Below are 19,166 nucleotides of genomic sequence, written 5' to 3' on the forward strand. Positions count from 1 at the left end.
CAAGATGTACAAGAAGTACCTTGCAGGCAGTCTGCTGGCGGCTGCGCTGCCGGCCCACGCCGACTACGTGACGGTGATTTCCTTCGGCGGGGCGAACAAGGAGGCGCAGCGCGCCGCCTTCTACGAACCCTTCAAGCAGGCCACCGGGACCAGCGTGGTGCACGGCTCCTATAACGGCGATCTGGCCAAGCTGCGCAAGATGGTGCAGATGAGCCATGTGTCGTGGGACGTGGTCGAGGTGGAGGCGCCGGAGCTGGCGCGCGGCTGCGAGGAAGGCCTGTTCGAACAGCTCGATGCCAGCCTGCTCGGTGATGCCGCCGACTACCTGCCCGGCGCCGTGCAGCCTTGCGGCGTCGGCATCTTCGTCTGGTCCACGGTGCTGGCGTATAACGGCAGCACGCTGAAGGGGGCGCCGCAGGGCTGGGCCGATTTCTGGGATACCCAGCGCTTCCCCGGCAAGCGCGGCCTGCGCTGGGGCGCCAAGTACAACCTGGAATTCGCCCTGATGGCCGACGGCGTGCCGGCCAAGGACGTGTACCGCGTGCTGGCCAGCGCCGAGGGCCAGGATCGCGCCTTCCGCAAGCTCGACCAGCTCAAGCCGCAGCTGCACTGGTGGAAGACCGGCGTGGAGCCGATCCGCCTGCTCGGTGACGGTCGCGTGGTGATGAGTTCGGCCTACAACGGCCGGGTCGCCGCGGCCCAGGCCGAACAGCCGCAGCTGGCCCTGAGCTGGAATGGCGGCATCTACGACTTCGATTACTGGGCGCTGCCCAAGGGCATCAGCAAGGCCGAGCAGGCGCGCCGCTTCGTCGCCTTCGCCAGTCAGCCGGAGCCCCAGCGCAGTTTTGCTGAGAAGATCGCCTACGGCCCGGTGAACCGCCAGGCCATTGCCGCGCTGGACCCCAAGGTCAGCGCCAACCTGCCTACCGCACCGGCCAACCTGGCAGGTGGGCTGGGCATGGATGCCGCCTTCTGGGCTGCCAACGGCGCCGCCCTGGAAGAGCGCTTCGCCCAATGGGCTAAGCGCTGACAACGCCTCGGGCGTTGTAGGGCGATCCCTACAGCGCCTCCTCCGCAAGCCTTATAGCAATCTCTCATACCGCCCGATTTGCGCCGGCTGCAGGGCTTTCTAGTCTTAGCGCACGGCAACAAGAACAAAGGTGTGTGATGGCCGAGAATGCTTCCAGCGATGTGCTCGTCAGTTTCAAGGGCGTGCAGAAGAGCTACGACGGCGAAAGCCTGATCGTCAAAGACCTCAATCTGGACATCCGCAAGGGCGAGTTTCTCACCCTGCTCGGTCCGTCCGGCTCCGGCAAGACCACCAGCCTGATGATGCTGGCCGGTTTCGAGACGCCCACTGCCGGCGAGATCCTCCTGGCCGGGCGTGCGATCAACAACGTGCCGCCGCACAAGCGCGACATCGGCATGGTGTTCCAGAACTACGCACTGTTCCCGCACATGACGGTGGCCGAGAACCTGGCCTTCCCGCTCACCGTGCGCGGCATGAACAAGACCGACATCACCGAGCGGGTCAAGCGCGCGCTGTCCATGGTGCAGCTCGACAACTTCCGCAACCGCTACCCGGCGCAGCTCTCCGGCGGCCAGCAACAGCGCGTGGCGCTGGCCCGCGCCCTGGTGTTCGAGCCGCAGCTGGTGCTGATGGACGAGCCGCTCGGCGCGCTCGACAAGCAGCTGCGCGAGCACATGCAGATGGAGATCAAGCACATCCACCAGCGCCTGGGCGTGACCGTGGTCTACGTGACCCACGACCAGGGCGAGGCGCTGACCATGTCCGACCGCGTGGCGGTGTTCCATCAGGGCGAGATCCAGCAGATCGCCCCGCCGCGCGACCTCTACGAGGCGCCCTGCAACACCTTCGTCGCCCACTTCATCGGCGAGAACAACCGCCTGGCCGGCGAGCTGGTCAGCCGTGATGGCGAGCGTTGCACCGTGCGCACCGCCCGTGGCGAACAGGTCGAGGCGCTGGCGGTGAAGGTCGGTGCGCCGGGCGAGCCGGTGAGCCTGTCGATCCGTCCCGAGCGGGTGCGCATCAATGGTGCCAGCGAGAGCTGCGCCAACCGTTTCAGCGGCCGGGTGGCCGAGTTCATCTACCTGGGCGACCACGTGCGCATCCGCATGGAGGTCTGCGGCAATCCCAATTTCTTCGTCAAGCAGCCGATCGCCGAGCTCGACCCCGCCCTGGGCGTGGGCGACGTGGTGCCGCTCGGCTGGCACGTGGAGCACGTAAGGGCGCTAGACCCTCTGATCGTCGAGTGACGGCGCCAGGCATTACCAACCCTGCACAGTGGAGAAAACAACAATGAGCAATTTCCGCAGCATCTTCCGCCACAGCGCGCTGGCCCTCGGCCTGCTCGGCGCGGCCCAGGCAATGGCCGCCGACCTGACGGTGATTTCCTTCGGTGGCGCCAACAAGGACGCCCAGACCAAGGCCTTCTACGAGCCGTGGGAAGCGGCCGGCAAAGGCAAGATCATCGCCGGTGAGTACAACGGCGAGATGGCCAAGGTCAAAGCCATGGTCGACACCAACAGCGTGTCCTGGCACCTGGTCGAAGTAGAGTCGCCCGAGCTGACCCGTGGTTGCGACGAGGGCCTGTTCGAGGAGCTCGACCCGGCCCTGTTCGGCAACCCCGACGACTTCATCGAAGGCGCCATCCAGCCTTGCGGCGTGGGCTTCTTCGTCTGGTCCACGGTGCTCGCCTACAACGCCGACAAGCTGTCCGCCGCACCGGCCAGCTGGGCCGATTTCTGGGACGTCGCCAAGTTCCCGGGCAAGCGTGGCCTGCGCAAAGGCGCCAAGTACACCCTGGAGTTCGCCCTGATGGCTGACGGCGTGGCGCCGAAGGACGTCTACACCGTGCTCGCCACCCAGGAAGGCCAGGACCGCGCGTTCAAGAAACTCGACGAGATCAAGCCGCACATCCAGTGGTGGGAAGCCGGCGCCCAGCCGCCCCAGTTCCTCGCCTCCGGTGACGTGGTCATGAGCTCCGCGTACAACGGCCGCATCGCCGCGGTACAGAAGGAGAGCAACCTCAAGGTGGTGTGGAACGGCGGCATCTACGACTTCGACTCCTGGGCCATTCCGAAAGGCGCCAAGGATGCCGACGCCGCCAAGGCCTTCGCCGCCTTCAGCGTGCAGCCCGAGCAGCAGAAGGTCTACTCCTCGAACATCGCCTACGGCCCGGCCAACAAGAAGGCCGTCGAGCTGCTCGACCCGGCGCTGCTCAAGGACATGCCGACCACGCCGGAAAACATCGCCAACCAGGTGGCCATGAACGTGACCTTCTGGGCCGACTTCGGCGAGCAGCTGGAGCAGCGCTTCAACGCCTGGGCGGCGAAGTAAGCATCCCGTGCAGTGCCCCTTCCTGGTGAAGGGGAGTTGGTTGGAGGGACGCTCCCCCGTCCCTCCGAACCCTCGCCCGCCGTTGGGCGAGGGCGCTTTGTCCCGGTGTCTCTGGAGCCTGCGATGGCCACTACCGTTTCCCTCACCGAATTCGCCGGTCTGACGCTGAAGCAGAAGCTGGCCCGCGCCGAGCGCATCAACCGGCTCAAGGCCCAGGGTCTGATCCTGCCGCTGCTGGTGTTTCTCTTCGCGGTATTCCTCCTGCCGATCGGCGTGCTGCTGTACAAGAGCGTGGAAAACCCCGAGGTGGTCGGCAGCCTGCCGCGCACCGTCGAAGCCATTTCCACCTGGGATGGCCGTGGTCTGCCGGATGAGCCGGTGTACCGCGCCCTGGCCCTGGACCTGGCTGACGCGCGCAAGAATCAGACCATTGGCGATCTGTCCAAGCGTCTGAACATGGAGCTGGCTGGCTACCGCAGCCTGCTGGCCAAGACCGGTCGTGCCCTGCCGTTCAAGCAGGAGCCTGCCTCGTTTAAAGATGCGCTGGAGAACCTCGACGAGCGCTGGGGCGACCCGGCCTACTGGCAGGTGATCCGCCGCAACGACAGTGGCGTCACCTCCTATTTCCTGCTGGCGTCGCTCGATCACCGCATCGACGATCTCGGCGAGCTGGCATCTGCCACCCCGGACCAGGCCATCTACCTGGATATCTTCGCCCGCACCTTCTGGATGGGGCTGGTGATCACCGCCATCTGCCTGGTGCTGGCCTACCCGTTGGCCTACCTGCTGGCCAACCTGCCTACCCGCACCAGCAACCTGCTGATGATCCTGGTGTTGCTGCCGTTCTGGACCTCGATCCTGGTGCGCGTGGCGGCCTGGATCGTGCTGCTGCAGTCCGGCGGCCTGATCAACAGCGCGTTGATCGCCATGGGCGTGATCGACCAGCCGCTGCAGCTGGTGTTCAACCGCACCGGCGTGTACGTGGCCATGGTGCACATCATGCTGCCGTTCATGATCCTGCCGATTTTCAGCGTGATGAAGGGTATTTCGCCTTCCTACATGCGTGCCGCCATCTCGCTCGGTTGCCACCCGTTCGCCAGCTTCTGGCGGGTGTACTTCCCGCAGACCCTGGCGGGCGTCGGTGCCGGCTGCCTGCTGGTGTTCATCCTGTCCATCGGTTACTACATCACCCCGGCGCTGCTGGGCAGCCCGGGCGACCAGATGATCAGCTACTTCGTCGCCTTCTATACCAACAGCACCATTAACTGGGGCATGGCCACGGCGCTGGGCGGCCTGTTGCTGCTGGCGACCATGCTGCTCTACGTGGTGTACAGCTGGCTGGTTGGCGCGAGCCGCCTGCGTCTGGGCTGATCAGGAGAACATCGAGATGCTGAGCCCCTACAAATCCCCCGTCGAGCGCGCCTGGTTCTGGATCCATCGTGGCCTGTGCGCGCTGGTGCTGCTGTTCCTGATCCTGCCGGTGCTGGTGATCATCCCGCTCTCCTTCAACTCCGGCAGCTTCCTGGTCTACCCGCTGCAGGGTTTCTCGCTGCGCTGGTACGAAGACTTCTTCACCTCCGCCGAGTGGATGCGCTCGCTGAAGAACAGCCTGATCGTAGCGCCGGCCGCCACCGTGCTGGCGATGGTGTTCGGGACCCTGGCGGCGATCGGTCTGACCCGTGGCGAATTCCGCGGCAAGGCGCTGGTGATGAGCCTGCTGATCTCGCCGATGGTTGCCCCGGTGGTGATCGTCGGTGTGGCCAGCTACCTGTTCTTCGCGCCGATGGGCCTGGGCAACAGCTACACCTCGCTGATCCTGGTGCACGCGGTGCTCGGCGTGCCCTTTGTGATCATCACCGTGTCCGCGACGCTGCAGGGTTTCAACTACAACCTGGTACGTGCCGCTGCCAGCATGGGCGCCTCGCCGCTGACCGCGTTCCGCCGCGTGACCCTGCCGCTGATTGCTCCCGGGGTGATCTCCGGCGCGCTGTTCGCCTTCGCCACCTCGTTCGACGAAGTGGTGGTGACGCTGTTCCTTGCCGGCCCCGAGCAGGCCACCCTGCCGCGGCAGATGTTCAGCGGTATCCGCGAGAACCTGTCGCCGACCATCGCTGCCGCCGCGACGCTGCTGATCGCCTTCTCGATCATCATGCTGCTGACCCTGGAATGGCTGCGCGGACGTAGCGAGAAGATGCGCACCTCAATCCCCGAGTGACTTGGCAGCAACGCCTGCGGCGAAAGTCGCAGGCGTTCACTGACTTGTGACAAAAGCCTTCGCGACCGTCTCAGGCTACAATCGCGCCCACCGTGATCTAGCCCCGAGGCCGCCATGCAACCCTTCGCCATCGCTCCGTCGATCCTCTCTGCCGATTTTGCCCGCCTGGGCGAGGAAGTCGAGAACGTCCTCGCCGCCGGCGCCGACATCGTCCACTTCGACGTGATGGACAACCACTACGTGCCCAACCTGACCATCGGCCCGATGGTCTGCTCGGCGCTACGCAAGTACGGCATCACCGCGCCGATCGACGCGCACCTGATGGTCTCGCCGGTCGACCGCATCATCGGCGACTTCATCGAGGCCGGTGCCACCTACGTGACCTTCCACCCGGAGGCTACCCAGCACATCGACCGCTCCCTGCAGCTGATCCGCGACGGCGGCGCCAAGTCCGGCCTGGTATTCAACCCGGCGACTTCACTGGAATGCCTGAAGTACGTGATGGACAAGGTCGACATGATCCTGCTGATGAGCGTCAACCCCGGCTTCGGCGGGCAGAAGTTCATCCCCGGCACCCTCGACAAGCTGCGCGAGGCCCGCGCGCTGATCGACGCCTCAGGCTACGACATCCGTCTGGAGATCGACGGCGGGGTCAACGTGCAGAACATTCGTGAGATCGCCGCCGCGGGCGCCGACACCTTCGTTGCCGGCTCGGCCATCTTCAACCAGCCGGACTACAAGACGGTGATCGACGCCATGCGCGCCGAGCTGGCCCAGGTGCGCGCGTGATCTTCGAGCTGTTCGAGGGGCGTCTGCCGCGCCTGGTGATGTTCGACCTGGATGGCACCCTGGTGGACTCGGTGCCGGACCTGGCCGCCGCCGTTGACCGTATGCTGCTCCAGCTCGGTCGCCCGGCCGCCGGTGTCGAGCGGGTGCGCGACTGGGTCGGCAACGGCGCCCGCGTGCTGGTGCGGCGGGCCCTGGCCGGCGATATCGAGCATGCTGCCGTCGGCGAGGCCGAGACCCAGCAGGCGCTGGAGCTGTTCAACGAGGCCTATGCCGACAGCCACGCGCTGAGTTCGGTCTACCCTGGCGTGCGCACCACCCTCAAGTGGCTCAAGCAGCAGGGTGTGGAGCTGGCGCTGATCACCAACAAGCCGGAGCGTTTTGTCGCCCCGCTGCTGGACGAGATGAAACTGGGCCGCTATTTCCGCTGGATCATCGGCGGTGACACCCTGCCGCAGCAGAAGCCAGACCCGGCCGCGCTGCTGTTCGTCATGCGCCTGGCCGGCGTCGAGGCGCAGCAGGCGCTGTTCATCGGTGATTCGCGCAACGACGTGCTGGCCGCCCGTGCCGCCAGCGTGCCCTGCGTGGCGCTGAGCTACGGCTACAACCATGGCCGGCCGATCGCGGAAGAGGGGCCGACGCGGGTACTCGACGACCTGCGCCAACTGCTGCCCGGTTGCGCGGTCGATGACGCTGCGCTAATGTCGCCGGACACCCCTGACACCCCGCCTCATCGAGACAGCATCGTGGTAGTTGCCAGCAAACAGTGGATGAAAGTCATCAAGGCCCTGGCCCGTTGGCGCTGGCGCGCCTGATTTCTCCTGGCCGGCTGGTTCCGGCGCGTTTGCCCGACTCCCGTTTTCCCTCCCCACGAGGCTGTTTTCATGAACCGCGATGAATTCCTGCGTTTAGCCGACGAAGGCTATAACCGCATTCCGCTGGCGTTCGAGACGCTGGCCGATTTCGACACTCCGCTGTCGATCTACCTCAAGCTGGCTGACACCCCCAACTCCTACCTGCTGGAGTCCGTGCAGGGCGGCGAGAAGTGGGGTCGCTACTCGATCATCGGCCTGCCGGCGCGCACCGTGCTGCGCGTGCATGGTCACCAGGTAACGGTGAGCGTCGATGGCCAGGTGGTCGAGCAACTCGACAGCGAAGACCCGCTGGCCTTCGTCGAGCAGTTCAAGGCGCGCTACAACGTCCCCACCATCCCCGGTCTGCCGCGCTTCAACGGTGGCCTGGTCGGCTACTTCGGCTACGACAGCGTGCGCTACGTGGAGAAGAAGCTGGCGCAGTGCCCGAACCCCGATCCGCTGGGCACCCCGGACATCCTGCTGATGGTCTCGGATGCGGTCGTCGTGTTCGACAACCTGGCGGGCAAGATGCACGCCATCGTCCTCGCCGACCCGACCCAGGTCGATGCTTATGAGCAGGGCCAGGCGCAGCTGCGCGAGCTGCTGAACAAGCTGCGCCAGCCGATCACCCCGCGCCTGGGCGTGGACCTGAGCAAGCCGGCCGGCAAGGAGCCGGACTTCGTCTCCAGCTTCAAGCGTGACGACTACGAGGCCGCCGTCGGCGCCATCAAGGAGTACATCCTGGCCGGCGACTGCATGCAGGTGGTGATTTCCCAGCGCATGTCGATTCCGTTCCAGGCTGCGCCGATCGACCTGTACCGTGCGCTGCGCTGCATCAACCCGACGCCCTACATGTACTTCTTCAACTTCGGCGACTTCCATGTGGTGGGCAGCTCGCCGGAAGTGCTGGTGCGGGTCGAGGACAACCTGGTTACCGTGCGCCCGATCGCCGGCACTCGCCCGCGTGGCGCCACCGAGGAGGTCGATATTGAACTGGAGAAGGACCTGCTGTCCGACGCCAAGGAGATCGCCGAGCACCTGATGCTGATCGACCTGGGCCGCAACGACGTCGGCCGCGTCTCCGCCACCGGCACGGTGAAGGTCACCGAGCAGATGGTGATCGAGCGCTATTCCAACGTCATGCACATCGTCTCCAACGTCACCGGCCATCTGAAGGAGGGCCTGTCGGCCATGGACGCCCTGCGCGCCATCCTGCCGGCCGGTACCCTGTCCGGTGCGCCCAAGGTGCGCGCGATGGAGATCATCGACGAGCTGGAGCCGGTCAAGCGTGGCGTCTACGGCGGCGCCGTGGGCTACCTGGCGTGGAACGGCAACATGGATACCGCCATTGCCATCCGTACTGCGGTGATCAAGGACGGTGAACTGCATGTACAGGCCGGCGCCGGCATCGTCGCCGACTCGCAGCCGGCCCTGGAATGGGAAGAAACCCTGAACAAGCGCCGCGCCATGTTCCGCGCGGTCAGCCTCGCCGAACAGTCCGTAGAGTAAGGGGCCCCACCATGCTGCTGATGATCGACAACTACGACTCCTTTACCTACAACGTGGTGCAGTACCTGGGCGAGCTGGGTGCCGATGTCCACGTGATCCGCAACGATGAACTGACGGTCGCCGAGATCGAGGCGCTGAAGCCCGAGCGCATCGTGGTCTCGCCCGGCCCGTGCACGCCGACCGAGGCGGGCGTGTCCATTGAGGCCATCCTGCACTTCGCCGGCAAGCTGCCGATCCTCGGCGTGTGCCTGGGCCACCAGAGCATCGGCCAGGCCTTCGGCGGCGATGTGGTGCGCGCGCGCCAGGTGATGCACGGCAAGACCAGCCCGGTGTTCCACGAGGACAAGGGCGTGTTCGCCGGCCTCAACAAGCCGCTGACCGTGACCCGCTACCATTCCCTTGTGGTCAAGCGCGAGACGCTGCCGGAGTGCCTGGAGATGACGGCCTGGACCCAGCATGCCGATGGCTCGGTGGACGAGATCATGGGCCTGCGCCACAAGACCCTGAACATCGAGGGCGTGCAGTTCCACCCGGAATCCATCCTCACCGAGCAGGGCCACGAACTGTTCGCCAACTTCCTCAAACAGCAAGGTGGAGTGCGCTGATGGACATCAAGGAAGCCCTCAACCGGGTGGTCAACAACCTCGATCTGACCACCGCCGAGATGCAGGACGTAATGCGCCTGATCATGACCGGCCAGTGCACTGACGCGCAGATCGGCGCCTTCCTCATGGGCATGCGCATGAAGAGCGAGACCATCGACGAGATCGTCGGGGCCGCCACCGTGATGCGCGAGCTGGCTTCGCCGGTGAGCATCGACGCCGAGCGTCTGGTCGACACCTGCGGCACCGGTGGCGATGGCATGAACGTGTTCAACGTCTCCACTGCCGCTGCCTTCGTGGTCGCCGCAGCCGGCGGTCAGGTGGCCAAGCATGGCAACCGCGCGGTCTCTGGCAAGAGCGGCAGCGCCGACCTGCTGGAGGCTGCGGGTGTGTACCTGAGCCTCAAGCCCGAGCAGGTGGCGCGTTGCGTCGAGAGCGTTGGCGTCGGCTTCATGTTCGCCCCGGCTCATCACGGTGCCATGAAGCATGCCATCGGCCCGCGCCGCGAGCTGGGCCTGCGCACCGTGTTCAACATGCTCGGCCCGATGACCAATCCGGCCGGGGTCAAGCACCAGGTGATCGGCGTGTTCAGCCAGGCCCTGTGCCGGCCGATGGCCGAGGTGCTGCAGCGCCTCGGCAGCCAGCACGTGCTGGTGGTGCATGCGCAGGACGGCCTGGACGAGATCAGTCTGGCCGCACCGACCCATGTCGCCGAGCTCAAGGACGGTGTGATCAGCGAGTACCGCATCCAGCCGGAAGACTTCGGCATCCGCAGCCAGACCCTGATCGGCCTGACCGTGGAGGGCGCGCAGGACTCGCTGGCGCTGATCCGCGATGCGCTGGGCAAGCGCAAGACCGACAACGGCCAGAAGGCCGCCGACATGATCGTGCTCAACGCCGGCGCGGCCCTGTATGCCGCCGACATCGCCACCAGCCTCAAGGAAGGTGTGCAGCTGGCGCAGGATGCCCTGCACACCGGCCTGACCTGGGAGAAGCTGGACGAACTGGTGTCCTTTACCGCCGTGTTCCGCGTGGAGAACGAAGGATGAGCATTCCAACCGTGCTGGAGAAGATCCTCGCCCGCAAGGCCGAGGAAGTCGCCGAGCGGCGTGCCCGCGTCAGCTTCGCCGAAGTCGAGGCCGCAGCCCGCGCCGCCGACCCTGTGCGCGGTTTCGCCCGCGCCCTGCAGGAGCGGGTGGCACGCAAACAGGCGGCGGTGATCGCCGAGGTGAAGAAGGCTTCGCCGAGCAAGGGCGTGCTGCGCGAGGACTTCGTGCCTGCCGAGATCGCCAGGAGCTACGAGGCTGGCGGTGCGGCCTGCCTGTCGGTACTGACCGACATCGACTTCTTCCAGGGTGCCGACGCATACCTGCAGCAGGCCCGCGCGGCCTGCAGCCTGCCGGTGATTCGCAAGGACTTCATGATCGACCCGTATCAGATCGTCGAAGCGCGTGCTCTGGGCGCCGACTGCGTGCTGCTGATCGTCTCGGCGCTGGACGACGTGCGCATGGCCGAACTGGCTGCCACGGCCAAGGATGTCGGCCTCGATGTGCTGGTGGAAGTGCACGACGGCGCCGAGCTGGAGCGTGCCCTGAATACCCTGGACACGCCGCTGGTGGGTATCAACAACCGCAACCTGCACACCTTCGAGGTCAGCCTGGAAACAACCCTGGATCTGTTGCCGCGTATCCCCAGTGATCGTCTGGTGATCACCGAGAGCGGCATCCTCACCCGCGCCGATGTGGAGCTGATGGAGATCAACCGGGTCTATTCCTTCCTGGTTGGCGAGGCCTTCATGCGCGCCGAAGATCCGGGTGAGGAGCTGAAGCGCCTGTTCTTCCCGGATGGCAAGCGAGTGGTGCTAGGCGCCGATCCGGACTGATCCGCTGCAGGCATGAAAAAGCCCGCCAATTGGCGGGCTTTTTCATTCATCGGATTCGCCTACGCGTAGCAGCCCGATCAGCGGGTGCCGAACACCACCATGGTCTTGCCTTTGACGTGCACCAGGCCCTGTTCCTCCAGGGACTTGAGCACGCGTCCGACCATTTCCCGGGAGCAGCCGACGATACGGCCGATTTCCTGACGGGTGATCTTGATCTGCATGCCATCCGGGTGGGTCATGGCGTCCGGTTGCTTGCACAGGTCCAGCAGGGTACGGGCCACGCGTCCGGTGACGTCGAGGAAGGCCAGGTCACCCACTTTGCGCGTGGTATTGCGCAGGCGATCGGCCATCTGGCTGCCCAGGGCGTAGAGAATCTCCGGGTCCTGTTGGGTGAGCTCACGGAACTTGGCGTAGCTCAGTTCCGCCACCTCGCACTCGGTCTTGGCGCGGACCCAGGCACTGCGCTCCTTCTCGGTGCCTTCCTTCTCGAACAGCCCCATCTCGCCGAAGAAGTCGCCGGCGTTGAGGTAGGCGATGATCATCTCGCGGCCGTCGTCGTCCTCGATGAGGATGGTGACCGAGCCTTTGATGATGAAGAACAGGGTTTCGCAACGATCCCCTGCATAGATGATGGTGCTTTTGGCCGTGTAGCGGCGGCGGTGACAATGCGCGAGCAGTTTGTCGATGTTCTTGATCTTTGGTGTAAGGGTAATAGCGACCATGCCCGAGTCCCGAAAATTAGAGTAAGCCTTTGTCCAGCAGGCGAATTTCTTATTAGTTATCCGAACAAGTGTGCCAGTTATCCGGAGTCAGCTTAACAGACAGAGGGGGGGCGGCAATGCCAAATTGCGACGCAGTCGGCACGCAGTGCGGCCCATTGGCCGGGAACGGGCGCTACAGCGCGCTGTGATAAGCTACTCGCCTTTTTCGGGCAGTGGAGTCCTGGCAATGAAAGCGCGCATTCAATGGGCCGGCGAGGCCATGTTCCTCGGCGAATCCGGCAGCGGTCATGTGGTGGTGATGGACGGCCCGCCCGAGGCTGGTGGTCGCAACCTCGGCGTGCGCCCGATGGAAATGGTGCTGATCGGCCTGGGCGGCTGCAGCAACTTCGACGTGGTCAGCATCCTCAAGAAGGCGCGCCAGCCGGTGGAGAGCTGCGAAGCCTTCCTCGAGGCCGAACGTGCTGACGAAGATCCCAAGGTGTTCACCAAGATCCACCTGCACTTCGTGGTCAAGGGGCGTGGCCTCAAGGAGCCCCAGGTCAAGCGCGCCGTCGAGCTGTCGGCGGAGAAGTACTGCTCGGCCTCGATCATGCTCGGCCGTGCCGGCGTCGAGATCACCCACGACTACGAAATCGTCGAACTGGGCTGACCCACGTTCGTCATTCCCCGCGCGCATGCTCTGGCGGAGCCGGTCCCGGCTCTGCATAATGCGCGCCTTTTCGCGGGCCCCCGCCCGCAACCCCAAACCACAATCGCCATCGCGAAGAGGTGTTAACCGTCCTACGCAGCTGAGTTGTTCCCAGCTGACGGGCATGCTCGATCACGCGGCAGGGCCGCATCCACATAGAGAGTTCCAAACGGTGAAAAGCAAACTCAAGCTCCACGGGTTCAACAACCTGACGAAGACCTTGAGCTTCAACATCTACGACATCTGCTACGCGGAAACGCCGGAAGACCAGCAGGCCTACGTCCAGTACATCGATGAAGAGTACGACGCCGAGCGCCTGACGCAGATCCTCACCGATGTTGTCGACATCATCGGCGCCAATATCCTGAACATCGCCCGTCAGGACTACGACCCGCAAGGCGCCAGCGTGACCATCCTGATCTCCGAGCAGCCGGTGGAACCCACCGCCAGCCAGATCGAGGAGTCCCCGGGGCCGCTGCCGGAGACCATCCTGGCGCACCTGGACAAGAGTCACATCACCGTGCACACCTACCCGGAGATTCATCCGGTCGAGGGCATTGCGACTTTCCGCGTGGACATCGACGTGTCGACCTGTGGCGTGATCTCGCCGCTGAAGGCGCTCAACTACCTGATCCACCAGTTCGACTCGGACATCGTCACCGTCGACTACCGGGTGCGTGGCTTCACCCGCGATGTGGAGGGCAAGAAGCACTTCATCGACCACGAGATCAACTCGATCCAGAACTACCTCTCCGACGACACCCTCGACGCCTATCAGATGATGGACGTCAACGTGTATCAGGAGAACCTGTTCCACACCAAGATGCTGCTCAAGCAGTTCGAGCTGGACAACTATCTGTTCGGCGACGCCACTCGCAACCTCACCGCCGAACAGCGCAAGCAGGTGGAAGAGCGCGTGCGTCACGAGATGCTGGAGATCTTTTACGCACGCAACATGCCGCGTTGATCCTCCTGCAATGAAAAAGGGCGCCGATTGGCGCCCTTTTTCGTGGCTACTGCGTTAAATGCGGTAGGTGCTCGTGGTCATCACTTTCGACAGCAGGCTCATGCCCAGCTTCACCGGCGCCGGGAAGCGCAGCCCGCCGGCATCCAGGGCGCTGGTGGCGTGCTGCTCTTCGTCCTCGCGCATCTGCTCGAGAATGGCGCGGGTCTTGGCGTCGTCCGCCGGGATCTGCTCCAGGTGTTCGTCCAGGTGCTTGACCACCTGATCCTCGGTGGCGGCGACGAAGCCCAGGCTGACACGGTCGCCGATCAGCCCGGCCACCGCGCCGACACCGAAGGATAGGCCGTAGAACAGCGGGTTGAGCACGCTCGGATGGCTGCCCAGCTCACGGATACGCTGCTCGCACCAGGCCAGATGGTCGATCTCTTCGTCAGCGGCATGCTCCATGGCCTTGCGTACCTGCGGCAGCTTGGCGGTCAGCGCCTGGCCCTGATACAGCGCCTGGGCGCAGACTTCGCCGGTGTGGTTGATGCGCATCAGGCCGGCCACATGACGGGCTTCGTCGTCGCTCAGCTCTGCCTCGTTCTGCAGGATCGCGGGTGAGGGGCGCGCCGGGGCGCCACTGAAAGGCAGCAGCGTGCGCATGGCAGCATCAGCCTGGATCAGCAGGCGGTCGAGGGGGGAAAACTGGCGTTCGTTGCTCATGGCCAACTCCACGGAAAGCATGCGGTCAGTTTACCTGAAGGACCGGACAGAAAAATGACCGGTGACAAGAGGCCGCAGTGCGCCGCTCAGCCCGGCGGCCAGTGCAGCTGGCGCTGGCCGAGCACGTGCATGTGGATGTGATGCACGGTCTGCCCGCCCAGGTCGTTGCAGTTCATCACCACGCGGAATCCCTCCGCGCATCCCTCCTGCATGGCCAGGCGCTGGGCGGTGTAGAGGATGTGTCCGGCCAGGGCCCGGTCACCCTCGGTGAGCTGGTCGAGGCGGGGGATGTGGCGCTTGGGGATTACCAGAAAGTGCACCGGCGCCTGTGGGCCGATGTCATGGAAGGCCAGCACCTGGTCGTCCTCGTACAGCGTGCGGGCCGGTATTTCGCCGGCGACGATGCGACAGAACAGGCAGTCCATGCGCTTTCCCTCGATGACTTTGGGTATTCTGCGAGTTTAATCGTGTTGGCAGGCTGCACAAGGAGTGCGTGTTGAAGAACGATATCCACGATCTCGGGCTGGTGCTGGAGTCGCGCGTCAAGCTGGTGGTGATCGAGTCCTGGGATGAACCGCGGGTGCTGGAAACCCTCACCTCGCTGGCGATCAAGCGTGGCCTGGGCATCTGCACCTGGGCGGTCACCGAAGGCCTGCAGCGCCTGGCCTTCGGCGGCGAGCCGGTGGGCGAGCAGGACAGCCGCGAACCGGAGCAGGCGCTGCGCCTGATCAAGGCCGATCCGACGCCCAACCTCTACGTGATGTGCGACCTGCATCCGTTCCTGGTCGATGACCCCAAGCTGGTACGCCTGCTCAAGGAAATCGCCATGAACGAGGCGCCGCACAAGCCGACCCTGGTGCTGGTGTCGCATGCGGTCAAGCTGCCGGCCGAAGTGCAGCGCTACGCCGCACGCTTCAGCCTGGCGCTGCCGACCGAGGAGGAGCTGCTGGCGATCGTGCGCGAGGAGGCTACGCGCTGGAGCGAGCGCAACCGCGGCGCGCGGGTGCGTACCGACAACCGCACCCTGCAGCAGGTGGTGAAGAACCTGCGCGGCATGAGCCATGCGGAGGCGCGGGCGCTGGCGCGCAACCTGATCTGCGACGATGGCGCCATCACCCAGGAAGATCTGCCGGAGTTGAACAAGGCCAAGTTCCAGCTGCTTGACCTGGAAGGCGTGCTCAGTTTCGAGCACGACACCGCGCGCTTTGCCGAAGTCGGCGGCCTGGCCAACCTCAAGCGCTGGCTCGGCGAGCGTCAGGACATCTTCCTCAACGGCAAGGGCGAAGACATGCCCAAGGGCATGCTGCTGGTCGGCGTGCAGGGCGGCGGCAAGAGCCTGGCGGCCAAGGCCGTGGCCGGGCTCTGGGGTCTGCCTCTGCTGCGCCTGGACTTCGCCAGCCTGTACAACAAGTTCTTCGGCGAGACCGAGCGCAACCTGCGCGAGGCGCTGAAGCTGGCCGAGCAGATGGCTCCCTGCGTGCTGTGGATGGACGAACTGGAGAAGGGCCTGGCCACTGCCGATAACGACGACGGCGTGAGCCAGCGCGTACTGGGCTCCCTGCTGACCTGGATGGCCGAGCGCAAGGCGCCGGTGTTCATGGTGGCCACCGCCAACGCCATTCACCGTCTGCCGCCGGAACTGGTGCGCAAGGGCCGCTTCGACGAGCTGTTCTTCGTTGACCTGCCGGATGCGGCGGTGCGCGCGGAGATCTTCGCCATCCACCTGCGGCGCCGCGAGATGGACCCCGAGCAGTTCGACCTGGCTGCGCTGGCGACGGCCTGTGACGGTTTCTCCGGGGCTGAGATCGAGCAGGTGGTGGTCAGCGCCCTCTATGCCGCGCAAGCCCGCCAGCAGACCGTGGATCAGGCGTTGCTGTTGAGCACTATCCAGGGCACGGCGCCGCTGTCGGTGGTGATGGCGGAGGATCTGGCTGCCCTGCGCGCCTGGGCGGATGGCCGCACGGTGAACGCCGGCTAGTCGAGCGTGCGGGCCTGCTCGCCGTCCGGCGTTCGCGGCAGCAGCGGGCGCACCATGCGCATGGCGATGCGGCGGACCAACGCGCGCGGGGTCAGGCGCAGCAACTGGGGCAGCAGGCGGTTGCGCCATCCGGGGATGATGATGGCGCGATTCTTTTCCAGACCGCGCATGGCAGCCAGGGCAACCTGCTCGGGGCTGGCCAGTTGCTGGTGCCGCTCCAGCCCGCCGCTGTAGAGACCGGCGCGGCGGAAGAAGGCGGTGGCCACCGGCCCCGGGCACAGCACCGAGACCTTGACGCCGAAGGGCGCCAGCTCGCAGCGCAGGGCTTCGGACAGATGCAGCACATAGGCCTTGCTGGCGAAGTAATTGCTCATCAGCGGCCCGGGCTGGAAGGCCGCCACTGACGCGACATTGAGGATCTGCCCGCCGCCGCGCCGCTTCATGTCCGCGCCCAGGGCATGGCAGAGGCGGGCGACAGCCAGCATGTTGAGCTCGATCAGGTCCTGTTCCTGTCCCCAGTCCTGGTCGACGAACAGCCCGGCGCTGCCGATGCCGGCATTGTTCACCAGCAAGTCGATGTGGCGCTCGCCCTGTTCCAGTTCCTGGATCAGCCCGGTGAGCTGCAGGGGTTCGGTCAGGTCACAGATGCGCAGCAGCGCCTCGATGCCGAAGCGCTGGCTCAGCTCGCAGGCGATACTTTCCAGGGCGTCGCGCTGGCGTGCCACCAGAATCAGGTTATGCCCGCGCCGGGCCAGCGCCTCGGCCAAGGCCAGGCCGAGGCCGCTGGAGGCTCCGGTGATCAGGGCGTAACCGCTCAAGATTTACTCCTCGAAGTCCGGACTCACGTAGGGCTCGGCGGCGTCTGCGGGCGCCACCTGTTCCATACCCTGGGCGCGCTCGACATAGTCCTGATAGGCCGGAATCGAGATAGCCGCGACAATACCAATGATGGGCACCAGCAGCGCACACCAGGCCAGCACGATCACGCCACGGCTGTTTGGCGGCGGTGGTGCACCGTAGCGGTTGGCGCCCTGGGTGCCGGGTACGACCAGCATCAGGAGAGCGAATACGCTGCCGACCAGGGGGACCAGGTTGAGCAGCCACAGCCAGCCGGACCAGCCGATATCGTGCAGGCGCTGTACGCCGATCATCACGCTGACCACCACGGCGGCGATCACCAGCGGGATCATCAGGATGCCGCCCAGTATCGGCGAGACCAGCATCAGGCCCGCCGAGATGCCATAGGCCAGCATGGCCAGCAGCATCACCGCGATGGACCAGCCCAGGTAGCGTACACGGCCGATGCGACCATCCACGGTGAGTACCTTCAGCGCGCCATATTCCGGCAGGCCGTTGCTGACTTCAGCGCGCGGTGGGCTGTAGGGCGATTGTGCGCCGAGCGCGGCCGCTGCCGGGGCGCTCTCGGCCAGCTGGGCCTGGCGCGCCAGGTACTTGTCGATGATGATGCCGCATGCCGCGCACTCGGCGGCCTTGTCCTGCTGATGGCCACACTTGGGGCAGGTCATGCCATAGGCGGGGACCGCAGGCTTGCTGGTGCTGGCCGGCTCCGGTGTGCTGTCCACCAGGCTCAGCGCGACCGCTTCCTGCTCCTTGCGGGCCTGGGCCCCGGCCTGCTGCAGAGCAGCCAGGTATCGGTCCGCTTCGGTCTCTGCGAGGTCGCGCTTGAGCGCTACCGGCGAGCCGCTGAACAGTGCGTCGATCTTGCTCGGGTCGCTCTTGAACAGGCGAGCGAGGTTGTCCTTGACCGTTGCGAGCGTCATCTCCGGCATCAGCTGGCCGTCGAAGACGATCTTGTAGCGAGCTTCTGTCATGCGTGCATCCCTGTCTGCGTTATTAAAATGCCTAGAGCCTAGGGGCTTTGCCGAGGGCGGACAAGCGACGGCTGTGCAAATTCCTGCTCAGCGCGGCCAATGCTGGCCGAGCTGCGTGGAGCGTTCCCGGGCTGCGCGGTACTCGGCATCCAGGCGCGCCACCAGCTCGGCTACCGAGGGTACATCGGCGATGCCGCCGACACCCTGGCCAGCCGACCATACGGTTTTCCAGGCCTTGGCCTCGTCGCTGATCGGTTTGAGCTTCTCGCCGTAGTTGACGTCTCCCTTGTCCTGCAGGCGTGCCAGGTCGTAGCCAGCCTTCTCCAGGCTCTGGCGCATGAAGCTGGCCGGTACGCCGGACACCGCTGGGGTGTGCACGATATCCGCGGCGCGGGCGTCGAGGATCATCTGCTTGTACTCGGCGTCGGCGTTGCTCTCGCGGGTGGCGATGAAACGGGTACCCATGTAGGCCAGGTCGGCGCCGAGCAGCTGCGCGGTCAGCACCTCATGGCCATGATTGAGGCAGCCGGAGAGCAGCAGCGTCTTGTCGAAGAACTGGCGGATCTCGGCGATCAGGGCGAACGGGCTCCAGGTACCGGCATGCCCGCCGGCGCCGGCGGCTACCGCAATCAGTCCGTCGACCCCGGCCTCGGCGGCCTTCTCGGCATGACGGCGGGTAGTGACGTCGTGGAACACCAGGCCGCCGTAGCTGTGCACCGCGTCCACCACTTCCTTCACCGCGCCCAGGCTGGTGATCACCACCGGCACCCTATGTTCGACGCAGATGGCCAGGTCGGCCTGCAGGCGCGGATTGCTGCCATGTACGATGAGGTTGACCGCATAGGGCGCGGAATCGGCCTTGAGACCGGCCTCGATTTCTTCCAGCCAGGCCTTGAAACCACTGCTCTCGCGCTGGTTGAGGGCGGGAAAGCTGCCCAGCACGCCGCTGTGGCAGCAGGCCAGCACCAGTTGCGGGGTGGACACCAGGAACATCGGCGCAGCCACCACGGGCAGGCGCAGGCGCTGGTCGAGCAGGGCGGGCAGGGACATGGGACTTTCCTCTTGTTA

At 65.3% G+C, this 19,166-nt stretch carries 20 protein-coding genes; 14 read left to right on the forward strand and 6 right to left on the reverse strand.

Annotation, left to right across the window (positions count from 1 at the left end):
• Positions 1-4: 4 nt before the first annotated feature.
• The 11 genes from ACOAPY_RS03110 (at position 5) to trpC (ending at position 11,209) form a co-directional block, all read left to right on the forward strand.
• Positions 5-1,030: an ABC transporter substrate-binding protein gene (locus tag ACOAPY_RS03110; RefSeq protein WP_465155009.1), complete on the forward strand. Its 1,026-nt coding sequence runs from the start codon at positions 5-7 to the stop codon at positions 1,028-1,030.
• 137 nt (positions 1,031-1,167) lie between these two features.
• The gene (locus ACOAPY_RS03115; protein ID WP_142136394.1) at positions 1,168-2,277 is read left to right on the forward strand and encodes an ABC transporter ATP-binding protein; all 1,110 of its coding nucleotides are present in this window, start codon (positions 1,168-1,170) and stop codon (positions 2,275-2,277) included.
• A 43-nt stretch (positions 2,278-2,320) separates the two neighbouring features.
• Positions 2,321-3,361 carry an ABC transporter substrate-binding protein gene (locus tag ACOAPY_RS03120; protein WP_465155010.1) on the forward strand — a complete coding sequence of 347 codons (1,041 nt, stop codon included), beginning with the start codon at positions 2,321-2,323 and terminating at the stop codon, positions 3,359-3,361.
• Between the two features lie 123 nt (positions 3,362-3,484).
• Entirely contained in the window at positions 3,485-4,732 is a 1,248-nt protein-coding gene (locus ACOAPY_RS03125; protein WP_076424158.1) for an ABC transporter permease, read from the forward strand.
• A gap of 16 nt (positions 4,733-4,748) precedes the next feature.
• Entirely contained in the window at positions 4,749-5,576 is an 828-nt protein-coding gene (locus tag ACOAPY_RS03130; protein WP_465155011.1) for an ABC transporter permease, read from the forward strand.
• A gap of 114 nt (positions 5,577-5,690) precedes the next feature.
• Positions 5,691-6,365 (forward strand): ribulose-phosphate 3-epimerase, encoded by a 675-nt coding sequence (gene rpe / locus ACOAPY_RS03135; protein ID WP_465155012.1) that lies wholly within the window; start codon positions 5,691-5,693, stop codon positions 6,363-6,365.
• A gap of 38 nt (positions 6,366-6,403) precedes the next feature.
• Positions 6,404-7,177 (forward strand): phosphoglycolate phosphatase, encoded by a 774-nt coding sequence (locus tag ACOAPY_RS03140; protein WP_465156694.1) that lies wholly within the window; start codon positions 6,404-6,406, stop codon positions 7,175-7,177.
• Positions 7,178-7,246: 69 nt separating this feature from the next.
• Positions 7,247-8,725, forward strand: coding sequence for an anthranilate synthase component I (gene trpE / locus ACOAPY_RS03145; protein ID WP_465155013.1), 1,479 nt, complete (start codon positions 7,247-7,249; stop codon positions 8,723-8,725).
• A gap of 11 nt (positions 8,726-8,736) precedes the next feature.
• Positions 8,737-9,330, forward strand: a complete 594-nt coding sequence (locus tag ACOAPY_RS03150) for an aminodeoxychorismate/anthranilate synthase component II (protein WP_061905542.1) — start codon at positions 8,737-8,739, stop codon at positions 9,328-9,330.
• Positions 9,330-10,376 (forward strand): anthranilate phosphoribosyltransferase, encoded by a 1,047-nt coding sequence (gene trpD, locus ACOAPY_RS03155; protein ID WP_465155014.1) that lies wholly within the window; start codon positions 9,330-9,332, stop codon positions 10,374-10,376. Before ACOAPY_RS03150 ends, trpD begins: the two co-directional genes overlap by 1 nt.
• Entirely contained in the window at positions 10,373-11,209 is an 837-nt protein-coding gene (trpC, locus tag ACOAPY_RS03160; RefSeq protein WP_465155015.1) for an indole-3-glycerol phosphate synthase TrpC, read from the forward strand. Before trpD ends, trpC begins: the two co-directional genes overlap by 4 nt.
• 77 nt (positions 11,210-11,286) lie before the next feature.
• Here the strand turns inward: trpC and crp are convergent, their stop codons facing one another.
• Complete coding sequence (gene crp, locus ACOAPY_RS03165; protein ID WP_021702474.1) at positions 11,287-11,931, reverse strand: cAMP-activated global transcriptional regulator CRP; 645 nt, start codon at positions 11,929-11,931, stop codon at positions 11,287-11,289.
• Between the two features lie 226 nt (positions 11,932-12,157).
• Between crp and ACOAPY_RS03170 the strand changes: the two genes are divergently transcribed.
• Both ACOAPY_RS03170 and speD read left to right on the forward strand, forming a co-directional pair.
• Positions 12,158-12,580 (forward strand): OsmC family protein, encoded by a 423-nt coding sequence (locus ACOAPY_RS03170; RefSeq protein WP_021702473.1) that lies wholly within the window; start codon positions 12,158-12,160, stop codon positions 12,578-12,580.
• A 211-nt stretch (positions 12,581-12,791) separates the two neighbouring features.
• A complete protein-coding gene (gene speD / locus ACOAPY_RS03175; protein ID WP_076427551.1) occupies positions 12,792-13,586 on the forward strand; it encodes an adenosylmethionine decarboxylase in 795 nt (264 codons plus the stop codon).
• 54 nt (positions 13,587-13,640) lie between these two features.
• Here speD and coq7 read toward each other — a convergent pair whose 3' ends face one another.
• Together coq7 and ACOAPY_RS03185 are read right to left on the reverse strand one after the other, a co-directional pair.
• Complete coding sequence (gene coq7, locus ACOAPY_RS03180; protein ID WP_076581031.1) at positions 13,641-14,288, reverse strand: 2-polyprenyl-3-methyl-6-methoxy-1,4-benzoquinone monooxygenase; 648 nt, start codon at positions 14,286-14,288, stop codon at positions 13,641-13,643.
• Positions 14,289-14,374: 86 nt separating this feature from the next.
• Positions 14,375-14,713 (reverse strand): histidine triad nucleotide-binding protein, encoded by a 339-nt coding sequence (locus ACOAPY_RS03185; protein ID WP_076581029.1) that lies wholly within the window; start codon positions 14,711-14,713, stop codon positions 14,375-14,377.
• 71 nt (positions 14,714-14,784) lie between these two features.
• On the opposite strand from ACOAPY_RS03185, the gene ACOAPY_RS03190 reads away from it, so the two are divergent.
• The gene (locus ACOAPY_RS03190; RefSeq protein ID WP_465155016.1) at positions 14,785-16,266 is read left to right on the forward strand and encodes an AAA family ATPase; all 1,482 of its coding nucleotides are present in this window, start codon (positions 14,785-14,787) and stop codon (positions 16,264-16,266) included.
• Here ACOAPY_RS03190 and ACOAPY_RS03195 read toward each other — a convergent pair.
• From ACOAPY_RS03195 to ACOAPY_RS03205, 3 genes are all read right to left on the reverse strand, one after another.
• Positions 16,263-17,084: an SDR family NAD(P)-dependent oxidoreductase gene (locus tag ACOAPY_RS03195; protein WP_465155017.1), complete on the reverse strand. Its 822-nt coding sequence runs from the start codon at positions 17,082-17,084 to the stop codon at positions 16,263-16,265. The two genes, ACOAPY_RS03190 and ACOAPY_RS03195, sit on opposite strands and share 4 nt — an antisense overlap.
• Before the next feature lie 3 nt (positions 17,085-17,087).
• Positions 17,088-18,098 (reverse strand): DUF805 domain-containing protein, encoded by a 1,011-nt coding sequence (locus tag ACOAPY_RS03200; protein ID WP_465155018.1) that lies wholly within the window; start codon positions 18,096-18,098, stop codon positions 17,088-17,090.
• Between the two features lie 87 nt (positions 18,099-18,185).
• A complete protein-coding gene (locus ACOAPY_RS03205; RefSeq protein ID WP_465155019.1) occupies positions 18,186-19,148 on the reverse strand; it encodes an NAD(P)H-dependent flavin oxidoreductase in 963 nt (320 codons plus the stop codon).
• Positions 19,149-19,166: the final 18 nt, after the last annotated feature.

The organism is Pseudomonas stagnisoli, from assembly GCF_048595745.1.
GTDB lineage: Bacteria > Pseudomonadota > Gammaproteobacteria > Pseudomonadales > Pseudomonadaceae > Aquipseudomonas > Aquipseudomonas alcaligenes_A.